Source organism: Bacillus sp. ES1-5 (genome assembly GCF_022487605.1).
Taxonomy (GTDB): Bacteria; Bacillota; Bacilli; order Bacillales; family Bacillaceae_G; genus Bacillus_A; species Bacillus_A wiedmannii.
In genome coordinates this window covers 175,829-197,639 of sequence record NZ_JAKVPU010000009.1, presented here as the reverse complement: position 1 = coordinate 197,639, position 21,811 = coordinate 175,829, and the positions used below count along the sequence as shown (strand labels likewise).

Annotated in this window: 14 protein-coding genes and 1 pseudogene; 10 read left to right on the top strand and 5 right to left on the bottom strand. The window is 34.2% G+C overall.

The annotated features are described in order from the left end of the window. Positions 1 to 124: 124 nt before the first annotated feature. The 3 genes from MKO96_RS23875 to MKO96_RS23865 all read left to right on the top strand — a co-directional run bounded on the left by MKO96_RS23875 (position 125) and on the right by MKO96_RS23865 (position 6,844). Positions 125 to 2,020 carry a PrkA family serine protein kinase gene (locus MKO96_RS23875; protein ID WP_000353275.1) on the top strand — a complete coding sequence of 632 codons (1,896 nt, stop codon included), beginning with the start codon at positions 125 to 127 and terminating at the stop codon, positions 2,018 to 2,020. Positions 2,021 to 2,466: 446 nt separating this feature from the next. Further along, complete coding sequence (yhbH, locus tag MKO96_RS23870; protein WP_240588896.1) at positions 2,467 to 3,642, top strand: sporulation protein YhbH; 1,176 nt, start codon at positions 2,467 to 2,469, stop codon at positions 3,640 to 3,642. A 160-nt stretch (positions 3,643 to 3,802) separates the two neighbouring features. Further along, a complete protein-coding gene (locus MKO96_RS23865) occupies positions 3,803 to 6,844 on the top strand; it encodes a leucine-rich repeat domain-containing protein (RefSeq protein WP_240588906.1) in 3,042 nt (1,013 codons plus the stop codon). A gap of 256 nt (positions 6,845 to 7,100) precedes the next feature. Here the strand turns inward: MKO96_RS23865 and MKO96_RS23860 are convergent, their stop codons facing one another. The 4 genes from MKO96_RS23860 to MKO96_RS23845 are packed head-to-tail and all read right to left on the bottom strand — an operon-like array spanning position 7,101 to position 10,055. After that, positions 7,101 to 7,961: a transporter substrate-binding domain-containing protein gene (locus MKO96_RS23860; protein ID WP_240588895.1), complete on the bottom strand. Its 861-nt coding sequence runs from the start codon at positions 7,959 to 7,961 to the stop codon at positions 7,101 to 7,103. Continuing rightward, a complete protein-coding gene (locus tag MKO96_RS23855; RefSeq protein WP_276314257.1) occupies positions 7,958 to 8,725 on the bottom strand; it encodes an amino acid ABC transporter ATP-binding protein in 768 nt (255 codons plus the stop codon). Before MKO96_RS23855 ends, MKO96_RS23860 begins: the two co-directional genes overlap by 4 nt. A gap of 30 nt (positions 8,726 to 8,755) precedes the next feature. Continuing rightward, complete coding sequence (locus MKO96_RS23850) at positions 8,756 to 9,409, bottom strand: amino acid ABC transporter permease (RefSeq protein WP_240588894.1); 654 nt, start codon at positions 9,407 to 9,409, stop codon at positions 8,756 to 8,758. Further along, a complete protein-coding gene (locus tag MKO96_RS23845; protein ID WP_240588893.1) occupies positions 9,390 to 10,055 on the bottom strand; it encodes an amino acid ABC transporter permease in 666 nt (221 codons plus the stop codon). Before MKO96_RS23845 ends, MKO96_RS23850 begins: the two co-directional genes overlap by 20 nt. Positions 10,056 to 10,356: 301 nt before the next feature. On the opposite strand from MKO96_RS23845, the gene colA reads away from it, so the two are divergent. From colA to MKO96_RS23815, 7 genes and pseudogenes are all read left to right on the top strand, one after another. After that, positions 10,357 to 13,254, top strand: coding sequence for a collagenase ColA (colA, locus tag MKO96_RS23840; RefSeq protein ID WP_240588892.1), 2,898 nt, complete (start codon positions 10,357 to 10,359; stop codon positions 13,252 to 13,254). Positions 13,255 to 13,500: 246 nt separating this feature from the next. Continuing rightward, the gene (locus MKO96_RS23835) at positions 13,501 to 14,049 is read left to right on the top strand and encodes an NfeD family protein (protein ID WP_001173143.1); all 549 of its coding nucleotides are present in this window, start codon (positions 13,501 to 13,503) and stop codon (positions 14,047 to 14,049) included. 12 nt (positions 14,050 to 14,061) lie between these two features. Beyond that, on the top strand, positions 14,062 to 15,630 hold the full coding sequence (locus tag MKO96_RS23830; RefSeq protein ID WP_048562836.1) for a flotillin lipid rafts scaffold protein FloT: 1,569 nt from the start codon (positions 14,062 to 14,064) through the stop codon (positions 15,628 to 15,630). A 246-nt stretch (positions 15,631 to 15,876) separates the two neighbouring features. Next, a pseudogene (locus MKO96_RS29655) lies at positions 15,877 to 16,911 on the top strand (HAMP domain-containing protein); the annotation flags it as partial. After that, positions 16,906 to 17,853 carry a methyl-accepting chemotaxis protein gene (locus tag MKO96_RS29650; RefSeq protein WP_483298336.1) on the top strand — a complete coding sequence of 316 codons (948 nt, stop codon included), beginning with the start codon at positions 16,906 to 16,908 and terminating at the stop codon, positions 17,851 to 17,853. The pseudogene MKO96_RS29655 and the gene MKO96_RS29650, both read left to right, overlap by 6 nt. Positions 17,854 to 18,006: 153 nt before the next feature. Next, on the top strand, positions 18,007 to 19,617 hold the full coding sequence (locus MKO96_RS23820) for an ATP-binding protein (protein ID WP_483298335.1): 1,611 nt from the start codon (positions 18,007 to 18,009) through the stop codon (positions 19,615 to 19,617). Next, positions 19,617 to 20,309: a response regulator gene (locus MKO96_RS23815; RefSeq protein WP_240588889.1), complete on the top strand. Its 693-nt coding sequence runs from the start codon at positions 19,617 to 19,619 to the stop codon at positions 20,307 to 20,309. The genes MKO96_RS23820 and MKO96_RS23815 overlap by 1 nt, the downstream gene beginning before the upstream one ends. A gap of 47 nt (positions 20,310 to 20,356) precedes the next feature. On the opposite strand, the gene MKO96_RS23810 is transcribed toward MKO96_RS23815, so the two are convergent. Next, entirely contained in the window at positions 20,357 to 21,661 is a 1,305-nt protein-coding gene (locus tag MKO96_RS23810) for a CitMHS family transporter (protein WP_240588888.1), read from the bottom strand. Positions 21,662 to 21,811 lie beyond the last annotated feature (150 nt).

The window sequence follows — 21,811 nt, the reverse complement described above, 5'->3', positions numbered from 1 at the left end:
GAATTTTGGAGAGAATTTTATAGCACTACTGTATATTTCATTTTGATTTAAAGAATGTTTAAGGACATCCTAGCATACCTTTTATAATAATCCGATTGAACAAGGAGATGGGGGAGGAGCTATAATGGATATTCTAAAAAAGATTGAACAGCATCGAGCAGCAGAAGAACGGTTACAATGGGAAGGTACGTTTGCGGAGTATTTAGAGCTTGTAAAGGAAAGACCATGGGTGGCTCAAACAGCACACTCTCGCATTTACAATATGATAAAAGATGCTGGAATCGAAGAAGTAGATGGTAGAAGAAAGTATAACTTCTTTAGTAATCAGCTATTTGGATTAGAGGATGCTTTAGAACGTCTTGTGGAGGAATATTTTCATCCATCTGCAAAACGATTAGATGTTAGAAAACGTATTTTATTATTAATGGGTCCTGTTAGTGGAGGGAAATCAACATTAGTCACGATGTTGAAAAGAGGATTAGAAACATATTCACGAACAGATCGAGGAGCAATTTTTGCAATTAAAGGTTGCCCAATGCATGAAGATCCACTTCATTTAATTCCGCATCATTTACGGGATGATTTCTTTGGTGAGTATGGAGTTAGAATTGAAGGGAATTTATCGCCACTAAACGTAATGCGTCTAGAGCAAGAATATGGTTCAAGAATTGAGGATGTAGTTGTAGAGCGTATTTTCTTCTCGGAAGATCGCCGTACAGGGATTGGTACATTTAGCCCGTCTGATCCTAAATCACAAGATATCGCCGATTTAACAGGTAGTCTGGACTTTTCAACAATCGCAGAATATGGTTCAGAATCAGATCCACGAGCGTATCGCTTCGATGGAGAATTGAATAAGGCAAACCGTGGGATGATGGAATTCCAAGAGATGCTAAAATGCGACGAGAAGTTTTTATGGCATTTATTATCGCTTACGCAAGAAGGGAATTTCAAAGCGGGAAGATTTGCGCTTATTTCAGCAGATGAATTAATTGTAGCGCATACGAATGAAACGGAGTATCGTTCCTTCATAGCAAACAAGAAAAATGAAGCATTGCACTCGAGAATTATTGTAATGCCAGTTCCATACAATTTACGAGTGAGTGAAGAAGAACATATTTATGAAAAAATGATTCGTGAAAGTGATGTATCCAATGTTCATATTGCACCACACACACTTCGCGTTGCAGCAATGTTTACGATTTTAACTCGTTTAAAAGATCCGAAGCGTCCAGATATTGATTTAATCAAAAAGATGCGTTTATATGATGGAGAAACGGTAGAAGGTTATAATGCGATTGATGTAGAGGAGCTGCAACGTGAATATCAAGATGAAGGTATGAGAGGTATTGATCCTCGTTATGTTATTAATCGAATTTCCTCTACAATTATTCGAAAAGAGGTACCATCTATTAACGCATTAGATGTACTTAGATCGCTCAAAGACGGGTTGGATCAGCATCCGTCAATTAGTAATGAAGATCGAGAGCGTTATATGAATTTCATCTCATTAGCGAGAAAAGAATATGATGAAATTGCGAAGAAAGAAGTACAAAAAGCATTTGTGTATTCATATGAAGAGTCAGCGAAGACACTTATGGATAATTACTTAGATAACGTTGAAGCATATTGCAATAAATCGAAATTACGTGATCCATTAACAGGTGAAGAAATGAGTCCAGATGAAAAGCTAATGCGCTCAATTGAGGAGCAAATTGGAATTTCAGAAAATGCTAAGAAAGCATTCCGTGAAGAAATTTTAATTCGCATTTCTGCTTATGCGCGTAAAGGAAAACGCTTTGATTATAATTCACATGAGCGTCTTCGTGAAGCAATTCAGAAAAAACTATTCGCTGATTTAAAAGATATAGTGAAAATTACAACATCAACGAAAACGCCAGACGAAAATCAGCTTAAGAAAATCAATGATGTTGTTGCACGCTTAATTGATGAGCACGGCTATAATTCTTCATCTGCGAATGAATTATTACGCTATGTAGGTAGTCTGCTAAACCGATAGTTTGATAACAAAACGCTGTCTCTTGTATTTTGCGGGACAGCGTTTTATTATCCATTTATATGTGTAAAGTGTCATACCTTGTCCAAATGTAATAAATTAAGATGCAATTTCATGAATTTATTGTCAATTATTTTTACAATATGCATATGATAGAGTAACCAACCATTCATACGAAAAAAGCCAACACAATACAATATGTTGCAAAGTGTAAATGTGTGCAACTATGCATTGTGTTTCTTTCTTATCAACGGCTGAATATTTCTTTCTAGTATGTGAGTGGCAAAATTTTGTTTAGGATGCTCGGAGTATTATATGAAAAACGTTATATATGTTTATGGGATGAATTTCGATGGGCAGTTATCTTTCATTCTAGCTTGCACAGTATAAAACAAAATTTCTAGCTTACTGTTCATAGGGGAAGACAATTACAGTAAGGAGGGAAAGAAATGGGTGAAGAAAACCAACCAAATTATACGATTTCACAGGAAAACTGGTCCCTCCATCGCAAAGGATATGACGACCAACAACGCCATCAAGAAAAAGTACAAGAGGCAATTAAGAATAATTTACCCGATCTTGTAACAGAAGAAAGCATAGTTATGTCTAATGGTAAGGATGTTGTAAAAATACCGATTCGTTCTTTAGATGAATATAAGATTAGGTACAATTATGATAAAAACAAACACGTTGGGCAAGGAAATGGTGACAGCAAAGTTGGTGATGTCGTTGCGAGAGATGGATCAGGTGGTCAAAAGCAAAAAGGACCAGGAAAAGGGCAAGGAGCAGGGGATGCGGCTGGAGAAGATTATTATGAAGCTGAAGTCTCTATTCTAGAATTAGAGCAAGCGTTTTTCAAAGAGTTAGAGCTGCCTAATTTAAAGAGAAAAGAAATGGATGAAAACCGGATTGAACATGTTGAATTTAATGATATTAGAAAAACAGGATTATGGGGAAATATCGATAAGAAACGAACGATGATATCCGCATATAAACGAAATGCGATGCGTGGTAAAGCATCTTTTCATCCGATTCACCAAGAAGATTTAAAGTTCCGCACTTGGAATGAAGTATTAAAGCCAGATTCAAAAGCTGTTGTATTAGCGATGATGGATACGAGTGGATCGATGGGAATATGGGAGAAATATATGGCACGTAGCTTCTTTTTCTGGATGACAAGATTTCTACGAACGAAGTATGAAACGGTAGATATTGAGTTTATTGCCCATCATACGGAGGCGAAAGTCGTTACAGAGGAAGAGTTCTTTTCAAAAGGAGAAAGTGGCGGAACGATCTGTTCTTCTGTATACAAAAAAGCACTCGAGCTAATTGATAATAAATACTCACCAGACCGCTATAATATTTATCCATTCCATTTTTCAGACGGTGATAATTTAACATCAGATAATGCTAGATGTGTAAAGCTTGTCGAGGAGTTAATGAAGAAGTGTAATATGTTTGGATATGGGGAAGTGAACCAGTACAACCGCCATAGTACCCTCATGTCAGCCTATAAAAATATTAAAGATGAGAATTTTAGATATTATATTTTAAAGCAAAAAGCAGACGTATTCCATGCGATGAAGAGCTTTTTTAAAGAAGAATCCGGAGAAAAAATGGCATAACCCCCTTAAAAGGGGTTATTTTTTTGTTAACTTTTTATTTTTTTAGTTGACAATGATAATGAAAATCATTATCATTTATTCGAGAAATGATTACATTTCGAACTATATATTTCGGAGGAGATGTCAAGTTGAAAAAAATAAAAGAAAACATATAAATGCAATGGTTATAGCGGCGGCGTTATCACTTCCGTTTGCTGTGTATTCAACACCTGCTTTAGCAGCAGTGGCAATTGAGGCTAATAAAAAGGGCTATGCTTTAGAAGATGGTACATATGATGCTGTTATGAAAGCATATAAAGATAAAACGAATGAGGAGTCTATGGCAGCTGTTTATATAAAGGATCCTAAGTTAACGATTGAGAATGGAAAGAAAATTGTAACGGCAACGTTAAGTGATAGTGATTTCTTCAAATATTTGAAAACAGAAGATATTCATACTCCTGGTGTGTTTCATGATGTAAAAGTAATATCAGAAGATAAAAAGAAAAATGGAACGAAAGTGATTCAGTTTGAAGTAGGAGAATTAGGAAAAAGATATAATATGCAAATGCATATTTATATTCCGACAATGGCCTATGATAATAAATATCAAGTGCAGTTTGAAGTAAATGCTTTAAATTTAGAAAATAATGTTCCAGAAAAGCAAAAGGAAAATAAAGAAGAACAAAAGGAAAATAAAGAAGAAGCAAAAAATATAGTAGTGGATAAAAAGTTACAACAATACATTAATAAAAATGCTTTAGGTCGAAAAGATATAGATGCACCAATAGCGAAAGACGATGTATTACAAATTAAAGAACTAGTGGTATATGGTGGGAAAGGGATTAATAATTTAGCCGGTTTAGAGTATATGGTAAATTTGGAAACTATCAGATTGAATGAGTCTGAAGTGAGTGATTTATCGCCAATTGCTAATTTAAATAATTTGAAGTTTTTAGATCTTTCCTCTAATCAAATTGAAAATATTGAGCCAATTACTGGGCTGAATAAAATTCAAGATCTTTCTTTAAGAGATAATAAAATTATTGATTTGGAGCCATTAAGTAACTTGAAAAAAATTAGAGTATTAGATTTAGTCGGTAATAAAATTGAAAACATTAAGCCACTATTTACAATGCCATCTCTAGGTAAGTTGTATGTATCTAATAATAATGTTAGTGATGTAACAGGAATTGAACAGTTAAATAAGGTAAAGGAATTATGGATTGGAAATAATAATATTAATAATCTTGAATCTATTAGTAAAATGGAGAGTCTTATTAAACTGGAAGTGAGAGACGCAGAAATTAGAGATATTACACCGCTAGCTAAAATGAAAAACTTACAATCACTTGATTTAGAGGAAAATTATATTTCTGATGTATCACCACTTAGTGAACTAACTAATTTATACGAACTTAATTTAAATACCAATGAAATTTCTGATGTAAGACCTATTCAAGATTTTGGAAAGCGTTTTGTAGTGAAAGTTCATAGACAAAAAATCTTTTTAAGTGAAGGAATAGCAAATGAAGATATCAAAATGCCTATATACGATTTAAATGGCAAACCTCTTCAAAATATTAAATGGGTAAGTGAGGGTGGAACATATAATAATGGTTTTGTAAAATGGAACAGTCCTGGAGAGAAAGCATATGAGTTCAATTTAGAAACAGGTCCTTCGGAGAATAAAGTACGTTTTAATGGAACAGTTATTCAAAAAATAGTTGCAGGGCAAACAGATTTAAGTGTTATTCCAGATAAAAAACTACGAGAGAATATTAATAAACATAGTTTAGGTAGAACGGATTTGAGTAAACCTATCACGAAAGGAGATTTATTAAAGGTTAAAACATTAAAGATTACTGAAGGAGAGAAGAGTGGAATAAAAGATTTATCTGGATTAGAGCATATGGAAAATTTAGAGAATATAACGTTAGAAAAATTCGGGTTAAAAAACATAGATTTTATCTCGAATTTGAAAAACTTGAAGTCCGTTAATTTAGCAAATAATAAAATAGAAAATTTAGAGCCATTAGCTAAGTTAGGAAAGGTTGAGACATTAAATATAAGCAACAACAATATCCAAAATATAAAACCATTATTTACATTAAATTCGCTGAAAAAGTTAAATGCTTCAGCTAATAAAATTAATAATGAATCTCTTCAAGGAATTCAGCAACTGAAGAACTTAGATTCATTAATAGTAAACAATAATGATATTAGTAATTTAGATGAAATTAGTAACATCCCTAAGTTATTCGAACTGGAGATTAAAGGAAATAAAATAGTAGATGTAATGCCATTAACTAAAGCTAAAGAATTAAGATTTTTAGATTTGTCAGATAATAAAATTAAAGATATAACAATTTTTAGCTCGATGCTAGATCTTATTAAATTAAAGTTGCCTGGGAATGAAATTCGTGATGTAAAACCAATTATTCAATTATCTCAGTGGAGTACAATTGATCTTAGAAGACAAAAAATTATGTTAGAAGATGCTCAAGTGAATCAAGTGGTGAAAATTCCTGTTCATGATGTGGAAGATAATCCTCTTGAGGATATTACACTGAAAAGTGAAGGCGGAACAATCAATGACGAAGAGGGTACAATTGTGTGGAGTACTCCAGGAGAGAAAAAATATGAGTTTGCTTTCGATGGAACGAGTTATTATGGGCTTGGCATATGGTTCAGCGGTGAAGTAACTCAAAATATTGTAGAAAACATTGAGTCGCCAGAAAAAGAAGAAGAAAATAAACCAGAGGCAGAAGTAGAGAAGCCGAAAGAAGAAAGTAAACCAGAGGCAGAAGTAGAGAAGCCGAAAGAAGAAAGTAAACCAGAGGCAGAAGTAGAGAAGCCGAAAGAAGAAAGTAAACCAGAGGCAGAAGTAGAGAAGCCAAAAGAAGAGGCAAGTGAACTTGTAACAGAGGATGAAAACATAAACAAACCAGAAGCAAACGTTAAGAAACAAACAGAGGGCTCAAATGAATTAGGAACAGCTACTGTTCAGAAGAATGAAGCGGTGCAAGCACAGGAAATAGTGAAGCAGGCAGCGAAAGAAAATGTGTCAGATAAACAAGTTAGCAGGAAGAAAGAAGAAAGTGAAAAATCTTTAGCAGCAACAGGTGGACAAGAAAATAATGTATCTTTATTTGGTGGCCTGGCATTAGTTTTATCTGCACTTAGTATGTTTGTGTTTAGAAGAAATATATTTAAAAAATAAATAACGTTTTATCTTATTATACGATTATTCAAAAGACGTTATCATAGCAATTTTATTTTGAAATGTGCTTATGATAACGTCTTTTTTATATTAGAAGGGATATGAATAGAAAAAGTGTAAATATATTAGAGAAGGAGGAGAGGGTATGTATATTAGTTCTACTTTAAAGATTGAAGAGAAAGCATGTTTACAGTACTATTTAATAGAGTATAAACCCCATTCGTATGAAATATATATTTCATACGAATGGGGTTTATTAATTTACTTTTCCACCTTCAGTAATAACGGATGCAGGACTAATTTGAGGACCGAACTCTTCTTTTAGATGTTTGTCATATAGTGTATGTAGGTAGTTTTCTTTTCCTAGTTTTTCAAGCTCTTTATTTACCCAATCATGAACTTCTTTGTTGCCTTTTTTTACTGCTATAGCAATTAATTCATCTCCACCTAATTTTTCTTTTAATAAGTGGAATCCAGGATTTTTGTTTGCCCAAGATAGAAGGACAAGGTTATCTTGAGCATATGCATCAGCACGGCCATCTTTTAGTGCTTGTAAAGCTTCTGTATTCTTATCGAATTTAATCAATTCTACGTTTTTCATATTCTTTGTTAAATAAATATCGGCAGTTGTACCCTTTGTTACAATTACTTTTTTACCTTCTAAATCTTTTACTGATTGAATTGGACTACCATCTTTAACGAGCACTTGCACAGCTACTTTTAAATGTGGATTTGTGAAATCAACTACCTTTTTTCGCTCATCTGTTGCAGTCATATTTGCTAATACGAAATCTACTTTATCAGATTGTAAATACGGAATACGGCTTGCTGCTTCAACGGGAACAAATTTCACTTTTGATTCATCACCTAATAAGTCTTTCGCAAACCGTTTTGCCATATCAATTTCAAATCCAATATTTTTACCATCTTTGTCAACGTAACCGAACGGTGGTTTATCTGTAAAAACAGCAACGACTAGTTCACCGCGCTCTTTTATTTGTTCAATTTTCCCACTTGGTTTTGCCGAGGTTTTTTCTGTTTTTTTTTCATTTGAACCGCATGCAACAACTAAAATAGAAAGCAGTCCGATAATAATAAATGTTAGTAACTTTTTCATATAATATCTCTTCCTTTCACCGTTTCAATATAGAAAAATTGATTTAAGAAATGTTGTGCGCGTTCTGTTTGTGGAGAGGTGAAAAAAGTAGTTGGATCTCCAATTTCACAAATTTCTCCTTCATCCATAAAAATAACTCGATCAGCTACAGCTTTTGCAAATCCCATTTCATGAGTGACGATTAACATTGTCATACCTTGTTTAGCTAAATTCATAATGACTTCTAATACTTCTTTTACCATTTCAGGATCTAATGCAGCTGTTACTTCATCAAATAAAATGACTTCAGGATTCATACAGAGAGTGCGAACAATTGCAATACGCTGTTGTTGCCCACCAGATAACTCTCTTGGATAGGCATCTTTTTTCTCTAGTAAACCTACTTTTAGTAATAATTGTTCCGCTTGCTTCAATACTTCATTTTTATTTCGCTTTTGTACTTTTAGAGGACCGAGTAAAATGTTTTCTAAAACAGTCATATGTGGAAATAAATGATAGCTTTGAAAGACCATTCCGATTTTTTGACGAAGTTTTTGCCAGTTAACATCGTTTTTCGGAAGGGGACTGTTATGAAAAAGCATTTGCCCACTTTGTATGTCCTCAAGACCATTTAAGCACCTCAATAATGTACTTTTTCCGCAGCCACTTGGTCCTAAAATAACGATGACTTCTCCGGAAGATACTTGTAAGCTCACGTCTCTTAAAACGGGGTTCTCACCGTATGACTTATAGATGTTTTGTAATTGTAACAATGGAGCAGTCATATTTCTTCTCCTCTCAAACTATTGAATTGTCTATATCCATCTTGTTTCTAGTTTTCTTGAACAAATAGATAATGGATAGCAAAGTAAGAAGTAAAAAATAAATAAGCAACCGTATATGAGAAATGCTTCTCCTGTTCGTTCCACAATTTGTTGCCCAGCTTTTATGACTTCAGTTACGCCAATTAAAACGGTCAAAGATGTCGTTTGAATAATACGAATAAAGATGTTTATTGTAGCTGGAATCATTCGCCGGATTGCCTGAGGAATGAGTACATATTGATATAATTGCTTCTTATTCATTCCGATAGATTTTCCAGCTTCTACTTGGCCCTTTGGTAAGGACTGGAGTGCTCCTCTTACAATTTCTCCAATTTCTGTGATTCCCCATAGTGATAGAGCTGTAATAGCGGCTACTGTACTAGAAACATCTATCCCTAGAGCGATTGGAAGACCAAAAAAGAAAAGAAACAACCAAACAAGAATTGGGATAGAACGAAATAATTCAATATAAGTTCTTGAAATGAATCTCAAAATAGTAATATTTGATGTACGAATAATTCCAAATAGAATTCCCAAAATTGTACTAATGATGATTGTAAATAATGCAATTAATAATGTTTGTTCTAGTCCCTTTAGCAATTGCGGGAGTGATTCTATTAGTAGATTAATGCCCGAATTGCCCATAACGATTTCTCCTTTCTAACCAAGATAGTAGAAATGATAGTGGTACAAAAAGAAAGATATAGGAAGCTGTTAACATAATGAGCATCTCAGATGTTTTGTAATAAATTGAAATCAAACTTGTTGTTGTATACAACAATTCAGGAACGGCGATGGCAGAAACGATAGATGTTTCTTTTAATAAAAAGATAAAATTTGCAAATAAGGCTGGTGCAGAAATAGTGGCAGCTTGCGGTAAAACTACAAATCTAAATAGTTGCCATTTATTTAATCCAATGGCATATCCAGATTCCACTTGGCTTTTTGATATTGAATCGAGACCAGATCGAATGACCTCTGTCATATATCCACCACCTAAAAAACACATTGCAAGTAATACGATTGAAAAATTAGATAATGTAATACCTAATGATGGTAAACCGAAATATAAGAAAAATAATTGAATGAGTAAAGGTGTATTTCGGGCTACTTCCACATAAGCGCGAACGAATGTATGTAGAATGCGAACTCGGAAGAACAAAATTAAACCATTTATACTCGCAATAAGTAATGAAATGATAATGGCGATACATGCGATTTTTAAAGTTAATAGTGCACTATCTAGGAATAGCGGGATTTGTTCCTCCATAAAATCAATGTCTATTTCCACATGGACAAACTCCTTTCATTTGGATATGAAGAAAGAAAGATTAAAAGTTAGTTAAAATATGTAAAAAGTTTCAATTTATTTCCTTTATAATAACATACAATTCCTATAAAACAAGTAGGTTTTATTTGTTTTCGGAAAATAAATGAAATGAATGGGGAAAAGTATCTCTCTTAAACGTAGAGGTCGTTCACGATATGTACAAAATATAGGAAGAAATAATATGAAATATTGCATTTTATATTGTTGTATCTAGATTTTATGTTAAATTCTTCAAGGGAATATATAAATAGGGGGCAATGATATGAACAAGAAATCAAAGATCAATAAAGTTATGCTTAGTATTAGTACAATGGCTCTATCGTTAGGGGCGCTTCAAGCTTCTGTATCAGCAGAAGAAAAAGTACCATATAATGTGCTGAAAACGAAACCGGTTGGAATTGAAAAACCAGTAGATGAGATTGGACACGTTTCTAAAGCCGAGGAAACATTATCGTTTCAAGAACGTTTAAAAGTAGGAGACTTTTCACAGCGACCAGCATCTATTATGAAGAGCTCAGAAGTAAAGCAAATTAAAGAAAGCTATTCAATGGCTGATTTAAACAAAATGAATGATCAAGAATTAGTTGAAACGTTAGGAAGTATTAAGTGGAACCAAATTACAGACTTATTCCAGTTCAATGAAGATGCAAAGGCTTTTTATAAAGACAAAGGGAAAATGCAAGCAGTTATAGATGAATTAGCTCATCGAGGTAGTACATTTACGAAAGATGATTCAAAAGGAATTCAAACGTTTACGGAAGTGCTACGTTCAGCTTTTTATCTTGCATTTTACAATAGTGAATTAAGCGGTTTAAATGAGAGAAGCTTCCAGGATAAATGTTTACCTGCTCTAAAGGCAATCGCAGCAAATCCAAACTTTAAGCTCGGTACAGATGAGCAAGATGCAGTCGTATCTGCATACGGTAAATTAATTAGTAATGCTTCAAGTGATGTGGAAACGGTTCAATACGCATCGAATATTTTAAAACAATACAATGATAATCTTCATACGTATGTAGACGATCGTATGAAAGGACAAGCTGTATACGATATGATGCAAGGTATTGATTATGATATGCAATCTTATTTATTTGAAACTCGTAAAGAAGCAAAAGATACAATGTGGTACGGGAAAATAGATGGATTTATTAATGAAATAAATCGTATTGCTCTTTTAAATGAAGTAACACCAGAAAATAAGTGGCTCGTTAATAATGGAATTTATTTTGCTAGTCGTTTAGGGAAGTTTCATAGTAATCCAAATAAAGGTTTAGAGGTTGTTACACAAGCGATGCATATGTATCCGCGTTTAAGTGAGCCGTATTTTGTTGCAGTAGAACAAATTACGACAAATTATAACGGAAAAGATTATAGCGGTAATACGGTAGATTTAGAGACGATACGTAAAGAAGGAAAAGAACAGTACTTACCAAAAACGTATACATTCGACGATGGATCTATCGTATTTAAAACAGGAGATAAAGTATCAGAAGAAAAAATTAAGAGACTATACTGGGCTGCAAAGGAAGTAAAAGCACAGTATCATCGTGTAATTGGGAATGACAAAGCATTAGAGCCAGGTAATGCAGACGACGTATTAACGATAGTAATCTATAATACTCCAGACGAATATCAGTTAAACAGACAACTGTATGGATATGAAACAAACAACGGTGGCATTTATATAGAAGAAACAGGTACATTCTTTACATATGAGCGTACACCAGAGCAAAGTATTTATAGCTTAGAAGAGTTATTCCGTCATGAGTTTACTCATTATCTTCAAGGTAGATTTGAAGTGCCGGGTTTATTTGGAAGAGGAGATATGTATCAAAATGAGAGATTAACTTGGTTCCAAGAAGGAAATGCAGAATTTTTCGCAGGATCTACTCGTACAAATAATGTAGTACCTAGAAAGAGCATCATTAGTGGATTATCATCTGATCCAGCAAGCCGTTATACAGCAGAGCGAACATTATTTGCTAAATATGGTTCTTGGGATTTCTATAATTACTCGTTTGCATTGCAATCTTATTTATATACACATCAATTTGAAACATTTGATAAAATTCAAGATTTAATTCGTGCAAATGACGTGAAAAATTATGATGCCTATCGTGAGAATTTAAGTAAAGATTCTAAACTAAATAAAGAGTATCAAGAGTATATGCAACAGCTAATTGATAATCAGGATAAATATAATGTACCGGAAGTAGCAGATGATTATTTAGCTGAACATGCACCAAAATCGTTAACAGCAGTAGAGAAAGAAATTAGTGGTACGTTGCCAATGAAAGAGGCAAAAATGACAAAGCATAACTCCCAATTCTTTAATACATTTACATTAGAAGGCACATTTACAGGTAGTGTAACAAAAGGTGAATCAGAGGACTGGAACGAAATGAGTAAACGAGTAAATGAAGCACTAGAACAACTGGCGCAAAAAGAATGGAGTGGCTACAAAACTGTTACAGCATACTTCGTTAATTATCGTGTGAATAGTTTAAATGAATTTGAATATGATGTAGTCTTCCACGGTATCGCAAAAGATGATGGAGAAAATAAAGCTCCAACGGTTCATATAAATGGACCTTATAATGGGCTTGTAAAAGAAGGAATTCAATTTAAAAGTGATGGCTCAAATGATGAAGATGGAAAAATTGTTTCTTATTTATGGGAATTTGGAGATGGCAGCACAAGTGCAGAAGTTAATCCAATACATGCATATGAAAGAGAAGGCATTTATAAAGTAGCGTTAAGAGTAAAAGATGATAAAGGTAAAGAGAGCAGAAACGAAACCACTGTTACGATTAAAGATGGAAGTTTAACAGAATTAGAACCAAATAATCGTCCAGAGGAAGCAAATCGTATTGGGCTAAACACTACTATAAAAGGTAGCCTTATCGGCGGAGATCACACCGATGTTTATACATTTAATGTAGCATCAACGAAAAATATCGATATTTCTGTTTTAAATGAGTATGGAATCGGGATGACATGGGTACTTCACCATGAATCAGATATGCAAAATTATACAGCTTACGGTCAAGCTAATGGAAATCATATAGAGGCAAAATTTAATGCAAAACCAGGTAAGTATTATTTGTATGTGTATAAATATGATAATGGCGATGGAACGTACGAATTATCAGTAAAATAAGTGCTTTTCCAATGTATGTTTAACTTTACTTTTTGTGGAAAATAGTATATTATATAGATATATAATATATCGGTTATTTACTAGGAGGAGCCTGTCACAATAGGTTTCTCCTGTTCTTTTTTAGAGGCCTGTCTTACAGGCTTTTCTTTAAAGGGTAAATAACTGAAAATTAAGAACTATAATCTTTGAAAGAGGTGGGGCATACACATAACAAAAAAGGGATTGTTTAAGAGAGGGGGATAAGAAATGGCTTTGTTTGGTTATCCACTTGAAACAATTTATTTATACGGATTTATTATTGCTACTATACTCACTGTGATTTATATCTTTTTTGGAGATATATTTGAATCAATATTTAGTTTTGGAGGCGGATCGGTATCCGTTGTTACTTTATTACTTAGTTTTTTCGCCATGTTATGTGGACTTAGTTATATAGGAGAATATTTATTTTCCTTTAATAGCATTCTTATTTTCGGGGCTGCATTTGCTATATCCTTTATTGGTGTTTTCATAATGAAAATATTAATTTTAAAGCCGATTGCAGAAGCAGAACAAAACACTGTGCAGCGTATGGATGAATTCATTGGTTGTAAGGGAGAGGTCATTACGACTATTCCTACAGAAGGGTTTGGTGAAGTATTAATTTCCTCCCAATTTGGAAACAATGCAATCCTAGCTAAAACAGTTGGAAAGAAAGATATTTCACAAGGAACTGAAGTTATTATTGAGGGAGTCCAAGATGGTGTTTTACTTGTACAGAACATCGCTTATTCTTTAAAGAAACCAAAATTATAAGGGGGAATTTACATGACGATTCCATTAATTATCGGTGGAGTATTACTCGCAATTTTAATTCTACTTATTTTAGTATTCATTACAAAGTATCGAACAGTTGGACCAGATGAAGCATTAATTGTTACTGGAAACTGGCTTGGTGGCGGGAAAAATGTAGTTACCACTGATGATGGAAAGAAGATTAAGATTATTCGTGGTGGCGGTACTTTCGTAGTTCCGATTATGCAAAGAGCAGAGCCTTTAAGTCTATTAAACTACAAATTAGAAGTGGGAACACGTGATACGTATACGAAACAAGGTGTACCGATTACAGTAAACGGTGTTTCTATTATTAAAGTAGGATCTACCATTGAAGAAGTTTCTACAGCAGCTGAACAATATTTAGGAAAAGAAACAGAAGAGTTGAAAATAGAAGCAAAAGAAGTTTTAGAAGGGCATCTACGTGCTATTTTATCTTCTATGACAGTAGAAGATGCCTATAGTAATAGAGAGCAATTTGCTCAAAAGGTACATGAAGTAGCTTCTACAGATTTAAAGAAGATGGGACTTCGCATCGTTTCCTTTACAATTAAAGAAATCATGGATAAGAACGGGTACTTAGATGCACTTGGTCAGCCACAAATTGCAATGGTTAAACGTGATGCAACAGTTGCGAATGCAGAGCGTGAAAAAGAGGCACGTATTGAAAAAGCGCGTGCTGAGAAAGAAGCGAAAGAAGCTGAGTATCAACGTGATGCACAAATCGCTGAAGCTGAAAAACATAAAGAATTAAAAGTACAATCTTATAAGAGGGACCAAGAACAAGCTCGTGCAGATGCGGATCTTTCTTACGAATTACAACAGGCGAAAGCGCAACAAGGTGTTACAGAAGAGCAAATGCGAGTTAAAATCATTGAGCGTGAAAAGCAAATTGAATTAGAAGAAAAAGAGATTGCGCGTCGTGAAAAGCAATATGATGCAGAAGTAAAGAAAAAGGCAGATGCAGATCGCTATGCTGTTGAACAATCAGCAGAAGCGGAAAAAGTAAAACAAATGAAAAAAGCAGATGCAGATCAATATAAAATTGAAGCAGAAGCAAGAGCACGTGCAGAAGAAGTGCGTGTAGAAGGTTTAGCGAAGGCAGAAATCGAAAAAGCGCAAGGTCAAGCAAAAGCAGAAGTACAAAAAGCACAAGGTACAGCGGAAGCAGATGTTATCAGATTAAAAGGTTTAGCGGAAGCAGAAGCGAAACAAAAAATTGCAGAGGCATTTGAGTTATATGGCCAAGCGGCAATTATGGATATGGTGCTTAAAATGCTTCCAAGTTATGCGAAAGAAATTGCAAGCCCACTTAGCAATATTGATAAAATTACAGTTGTTGATACAGGCGGCGGTGGTAAAAATAGCGGCGCTGGAAAAGTTGCAGGTTATGCGACTGATTTAATGGCGACGATGCAAGAAACATTAAAAGCTTCTTCGGGCATTGACTTAAAAGAGTTATTAGAAGGATTTGCAGGAAAAGGAGCGGTGCAACAATTATCAAATGATAAACCTGTTGTATCTGTAGTAGAAGATGAGAAAAAAGAAGTAGATAAAGAATAGTAAAGTGGGAAGGACCTCTAGTAGGTGAAATACTAGAGGTCCTTCTGTGAATTATAATATTTCGAATAATATACATTTTTATACATTGTTTTAATTATTTAATTTATATAGAATGAAAAAGGTATGTATCAATTCTTTAAATGTAGAAAAAGATGAGAAAAAGAGATAGAGAGTCTCATTGATACATTTGAATCGTATGATTTATATAAAGAAATTAATTGTAAAACGGTATGGAGGGGTAGAAATATGTTTCAAGGGAAATTAAGGAGTAGTAGTTTAAAAACAAAGTTACTTGTATCATTTATCATCATTTTAATTCTTCCAAGTATTGTAATTGGTTTGACGTCTTATCAGCAGGCAAAGACGAATTTTAATGAAACGATTGTAAACTCAGCGAAAGATAATATAAAAATTTTGGATAATGTAATTAATAAGGAATTGGATAGTAAAAAAGTAGATGCAACTTATTTTACAAAATTATTCACGCAATCAAGTTACCAAGCAGACCAAATTCAAAACATCCAAAATAAGCTAGAAGAATACAATAAATTACATCCAGAAATGGAAGCGATCTATACAGGATCTAGTAATGGACAATTTATTCAATCGCCAGCTATTCAGATGCCAGACGGATATAATCCTGCAGAAAGAGATTGGTATAAAGAGGCAGTGAAGAAAAGCGGAGAGGTAATTGTAACTGCTCCATATAAGTCACAAACGACAGGAAATATTGTTATTACATTAGCGAAACAAAATGAGGATAAAAGTGGCGTCCTTGGGATTGACTTAATTATTAATGATATTGTTACTACTTCCAAGATGGTTAATATCGGTAAGGAAGGCTATGTAGCAATATTTGATCAAGATAAAAATGTAGTAGCACATCCGAAAATGAAGCCAGGAGAGAAATTAGAAGAGAAACTTAGCAAGGAATTTTATAAACAGGAAGCTGGTGATTTTCATTATTCATTAGATGGTGAAGATCGTAATGTTACTTTTAAAACGAATAAGAAAACTGGATGGAAAATAGCAGGAATTATGCCTTCAAAAGAAATTATTAAAGCTGCTGAACCTATTTTCTATAAAACGATAACTGTTATTGGTATTTCATTAATAATCGGCGGTGTTTTAATTTACTTCATAATTGCTTCTATTATTAAACCGTTGAAACAACTTGTTATATCATCGAAAAAGATTAGTGAAGGTGATTTAACAGAATCAATTACAGTTCATTCTAAAGATGAAATTGGACAGCTAGGAGAAAGCTTTAACGAGATGGCAGCATCATTACAGAATGTTATTTCCAATATAAATACTTCAGCAAGTCATGTAGCGGCATCTTCAGAGGAATTAACAGCTAGTATGAAGCAGACAAGTGAAGCAACCGAACAGATTACACAAGCAATAGAGCAAGTGTCGAGCGGAGCGGAAATACAAACGAAAGAAGTTGAAGAAGGGGCAACATTATTAGAAGAAGTTACAGAAGGAATTCAGCGTGTTGCAGATAGTTCTTCATTAGTATCCACAGCATCTATGTATACGAAGAAAAAGGCTGAAGATGGTGGAAAGTTAGTTGAACAAACAGTGAATCAAATGCAATTAATCCATGAGTCTGTTTCACAATCAGATAAAGTGATTGTTTTGTTAGATGATAAGTCGAAACAAATTGGAGCAATCCTTGAGGTGATTCAACATATTGCAGAGCAGACAAATTTATTAGCATTAAATGCTGCAATTGAGGCTGCAAGAGCTGGAGAGCAAGGAAGAGGATTTGCAATTGTAGCAGATGAAGTGCGAAAGTTAGCAGAACAATCAGGACGGTCTTCTACGGAAATTGGAAACCTAGTAAAAGAGATACAATTTGACATAAAAGAAACAGTAAACTCTATGAAGCAAGTTGGGACAGAAGTACAATCAGGACTTGTAGTTGCAAATGAAACGAAGCAAAGCTTTGCTGAAATATTGAAGTCTACAGATGATACAGTTGTACAAATTGATAGTATGGTAGAAGTAGCGAAACAAATGACAGTAGATGCAAAACAAGTTAGTGCATCCATTAATGAAATTGCAGCTACGATTGAAGAAAATGCAGCAAGCGTTCAAAATATTGCTGGCTCTTCTGAAGAACAATTAGCTTCAGTAGATGAAATCAATGCAGCAGCAGTTCATTTATCGCAAATGGCAGAAGAATTACAAGTGATGATTGGGAAATTTAAAGTGTAACAAAAAATGTTAAGAAACGAGGTAGTAATTGTACTTCGTTTCTTTTTTTTATGAAGAGAAAAATAAAGAAATATAGAGTAACCGTGTTATGATTAGGTGTAATTATAAAAGACTGTATTTTCGTTAAATTCTATCTTTAATCATGTTAGGGGAATGGTTTTGAAATTTAAAAAATTAAAACTACAACCGAGAATTACATTAACAATTAGTACACTTATTTTAGTTGTACTTCTGTTAACGAGTTATTTATTTTATTACATATTGTCTGAAACGGTAGAAGAGCAGATTGGGAAACGGGCTTTGCATGTTGCGAAAACAGTTGCTGCTATACCAGAAATCCAGGAAGCTTTTCAAAAAGAAAATCCTGCTTCTATTATTCAGCCAATTGCAGAAAAAATTCGAAATGATACAGATGCTGATTTTATTGTAGTTGGAAATAAAGAAGGAATTCGTTATGCACATCCTCAGAAAGAGAAAATAGGAGAAGCGATGGTTGGTGGAGATAACGAAGGAGTGTTATTAGAAGGAAAATCTTATGTTTCGAAAGCGACCGGATCATTGGGCCCTTCATTACGCGGAAAAGTTCCAATCCGTAATCAGGAAAACGAAATTATTGGCGTAGTGTCTGTTGGATTTTCAATGGATGATATTCATGGAGCCGTAGAAGTGTATGGAAAGCGTGTGTTTTGGATTACAATAGCAGGTCTTTTAATGGGGATAATCGGTTCTATATATTTAGCGAGAAGTATAAAAAGAATGATGTTTGGGATGGAGCCAGAAGAAATTTCATCTTTATATGAAGAGCATAGTACAGTGATTCAATCTGTACGCGAAGGGATTATTGTCATTGATCAAAATGGAATGATTAGTTTAGTTAATCAAGCAGCTTATGATATTCTTTCGCTAGATAAACAACGAAATATTATTGGAGAATTTATTTTAAATGTAATTCCTAATTCAACGATACTAGATGTACTTCAAACTGGTGAAGAACAGTTTGATCGTCAATTAAATATAAAAGGGCAAGCTGTGATTGCGAATCGTCTACCTATTAAAGTAAAGAGTAAAGTAACGGGCGTTGTATCGAGCTTACGTTTGAAATCTGAAATGGATCAGTTAACAGCAGAATTATCTCAGACGAAGCAATATACAGAGGCATTACGAGCGCAAACGCATGAATATAACAATTTGTTGTATACGCTTTCAGGTCTTATCCAGTTAGAATCATATGAAGATGCTTTAGAGCTTATTCATAAGGAAACAGCGGTATATCAAGATTTTGTTCAATTTATTATGAAGCGAATTCAAAATCCATGGTTAGGTGGAATTTTAATTGGATTCTATAATAGAGCACGAGAGTTGAAGATTGATTTTATGCTAGATCGAGAAAGTAGCTTAGACAAATTAAGCCCGCACATTGAGAGTAATTATGTCGTTTCTATTTTAGGAAATTTAATTACGAATGCATTTGAAGCGATTGAAAGAAATGAAGAGAATGATAAGAAAGTAAGAATGTTTGTAACTGATATCGGTGAAGAAATAGTAATTGAAGTGGAAGATTCAGGACAAGGGATTCATGATGAAGTCATTACTAGCATATTCTATAAAGGCTTTTCGACGAAAGAAGGCGGGAAGCGAGGATATGGATTAGCAAAAGTGAAAGAGTTAGTAGAAGATTTAAATGGAAGTATTGCAATCGAAAAAGGGGATTTAGGTGGAGCATTATTTATTATTGCATTACCAAAAGAGAGAGGCGAATTGTAATGGGTGAGGAGATTGAAGTATTGATTGTAGAAGATGATATTCGAATTGCGGACATTCATCGTCGTTTTACTGAAAAGATTGAGGGATTTAAAGTAATTGGAACAGCAACGACTGGAGAACAAGCGAAAGAATGGCTAGAGTTTGTGAAGCCACAACTCGTTTTATTAGACGTGTACTTACCTGATATGCAAGGAACAGAACTTGTCACATATATTAGGCATAATTTGCATGATACAGATATTATTATGATTACAGCTGCATCGGAAACAGATGTGGTAAGGCACGCTCTACGAGGCGGAGTAACAGATTATATCGTAAAGCCACTTATGTTTGATCGATTTAGGGCGAGTTTGGAAAGTTACCAAAAAAAGATTGTGCAGTTAAAGAAAACTAATCAATTATCTACAGAACAAATAGAACATTTATGGTCTCAAAGAGGCGTAAAGGGAAATGAAATAGAATATGCTCCAAAAGGGATAGACCCCTTAACTTTAGCAAAAATAAAAAAGCATATGTTAACAGTGAATGAAGAAGGAATTACAGCAGAAGCGTTAAGTACAATGGTAGGAGTAAGCCGATCAACAGCGAGGCGTTATTTAGAGTATTTAATATCTGGAAAGAAAGTTCATGCGGAGCTTATATATGGGAGTGTAGGGAGACCAGAAAGAAGGTATTTTCTTGTTTCTTCATAACAAAAAAACAGTAGAGAATTACATTTCTTCTACTGTTTTTTTACGTCTTATATTGGAATAATTCCGATTACAATTCCCGTAATTAACATCACCATTGTCGTTCCAACAGCCCAAAGTAACGTAAAGCGTTGATGTTCACCAAAATCAACTTTGGCCATTCCGACTAATAAATAAGTGGAAGCGACAAGAGGACTTAATAAGTGAACAGGTTGCCCGAGTAATGAAGCGCGTCCCATTTCAGCTGCACTAATTCCGTAAGCAGCTGCAGCTTTCGTTAAAATAGGTAATACTCCGAAGTAAAATGCATCATTGGACATGAAAAATGTGAACGGCATACTAAGAAGAGCTGTAATAATCGGTAGTTGTGGTCCAAGAGCGTCAGGTATAAGAGTAACTACACTTTGAGCCATTGCATCTACCATTTTTGTTCCTGATAGAATACCAGTGAAAACGCCAGCAGCAAATACGAGAGAAACAACCGCCAATACGTTTCCTGCGTGAGAAGCAATACGTTCTTTCTGTTGTTCTAAGTTCGGATAGTTAAGCATAACAGCAATAGCGAAAGCGATTGTAAATAAAACAGGTAACGGCATAACTTCTAGTATGAGAAAGACAAGTAAGGTAACAGTTAATAAAAAGTTAATCCATAGAAGTTTAGGGCGTTTATGAACGGCAGCTTCCACTGTTGCAGCTTGCTCATCTATCGTTTGCATTTGTTTTAAATATTGTACATCCATAATTCCTAATCGTTTTCTTTCTTTTTTTCCAAGATAGTAAGCAACGAAAACGACCCAAAATGCACCAGCGATCATTCCTGGTATAAGTGGTGTAAAGAGCTCTGATGCGTCTAGTCCAAGAGCACTCATAACCCGAGCTGTCGGTCCGCCCCACGGTGTAAGATTTGTCACTCCTGCTCCTAACATAACTACCCCAGCTAATATAAGTGGATTCATTCCAAGGCGTTTATATAGTGGGTACATTGCGGAAACAGTAATCATATACGTTGTTGTTCCATCGCCATCTAATGAAACGATAATCGTAAGAATAGCCGTACCAACAACAATTTTTAAAGGATCCCCTTTTACAAATTTCAAAATTCTACTAATGACAGGATCGAATAAACCGCTATCAATCATAATTCCAAAATATAAAATAGCAAACATAAGCATAATACCAGTAGGTGCTAGTTTTTGAATTCCTTCTAACATCATAGGTCCCATATCTGCATAAAAACCGCCAATTAATGCGAAAGTAATTGGAATTAATATTAATGCTACTAATGCTGACATACGTTTCGTCATAATTAAAAACATAAAGACAAATACCATCGCAAATCCAAGTAGTGCTAACATGTAATCTCCCCCTCAAAAATGATTGCGCTTTCAAAATGTAATGAAAATTCAGAAAAAATGTTTTTTTTATTTATCATAAAAGCATTCATTCAAATGGTAAATAATTTGAAAAATAACATCATTAGAAGCATAATTTTTATTTTGGTCATT

What these genes read in the sequence shown, in the direction of transcription:
- MKO96_RS23875 (WP_000353275.1), top strand. Translation starts at nt 125, where the DNA reads ATGGATATTCTAAAAAAGATTGAACAGCATCGAGCAGCAGAAGAACGG.
- yhbH (WP_240588896.1), top strand. Translation starts at nt 2,467, where the DNA reads ATGGGTGAAGAAAACCAACCAAATTATACGATTTCACAGGAAAACTGG.
- MKO96_RS23865 (WP_240588906.1), top strand. Translation starts at nt 3,803, where the DNA reads ATGGTTATAGCGGCGGCGTTATCACTTCCGTTTGCTGTGTATTCAACA.
- MKO96_RS23860 (WP_240588895.1), bottom strand. Translation starts at nt 7,961, where the DNA reads ATGAAAAAGTTACTAACATTTATTATTATCGGACTGCTTTCTATTTTA.
- MKO96_RS23855 (WP_276314257.1), bottom strand. Translation starts at nt 8,725, where the DNA reads ATGACTGCTCCATTGTTACAATTACAAAACATCTATAAGTCATACGGT.
- MKO96_RS23850 (WP_240588894.1), bottom strand. Translation starts at nt 9,409, where the DNA reads ATGGGCAATTCGGGCATTAATCTACTAATAGAATCACTCCCGCAATTG.
- colA (WP_240588892.1), top strand. Translation starts at nt 10,357, where the DNA reads ATGAACAAGAAATCAAAGATCAATAAAGTTATGCTTAGTATTAGTACA.
- MKO96_RS23835 (WP_001173143.1), top strand. Translation starts at nt 13,501, where the DNA reads ATGGCTTTGTTTGGTTATCCACTTGAAACAATTTATTTATACGGATTT.
- MKO96_RS23830 (WP_048562836.1), top strand. Translation starts at nt 14,062, where the DNA reads ATGACGATTCCATTAATTATCGGTGGAGTATTACTCGCAATTTTAATT.
- MKO96_RS29650 (WP_483298336.1), top strand. Translation starts at nt 16,906, where the DNA reads ATGGCAGCATCATTACAGAATGTTATTTCCAATATAAATACTTCAGCA.
- MKO96_RS23820 (WP_483298335.1), top strand. Translation starts at nt 18,007, where the DNA reads ATGGTTTTGAAATTTAAAAAATTAAAACTACAACCGAGAATTACATTA.
- MKO96_RS23815 (WP_240588889.1), top strand. Translation starts at nt 19,617, where the DNA reads ATGGGTGAGGAGATTGAAGTATTGATTGTAGAAGATGATATTCGAATT.
- MKO96_RS23810 (WP_240588888.1), bottom strand. Translation starts at nt 21,661, where the DNA reads ATGTTAGCACTACTTGGATTTGCGATGGTATTTGTCTTTATGTTTTTA.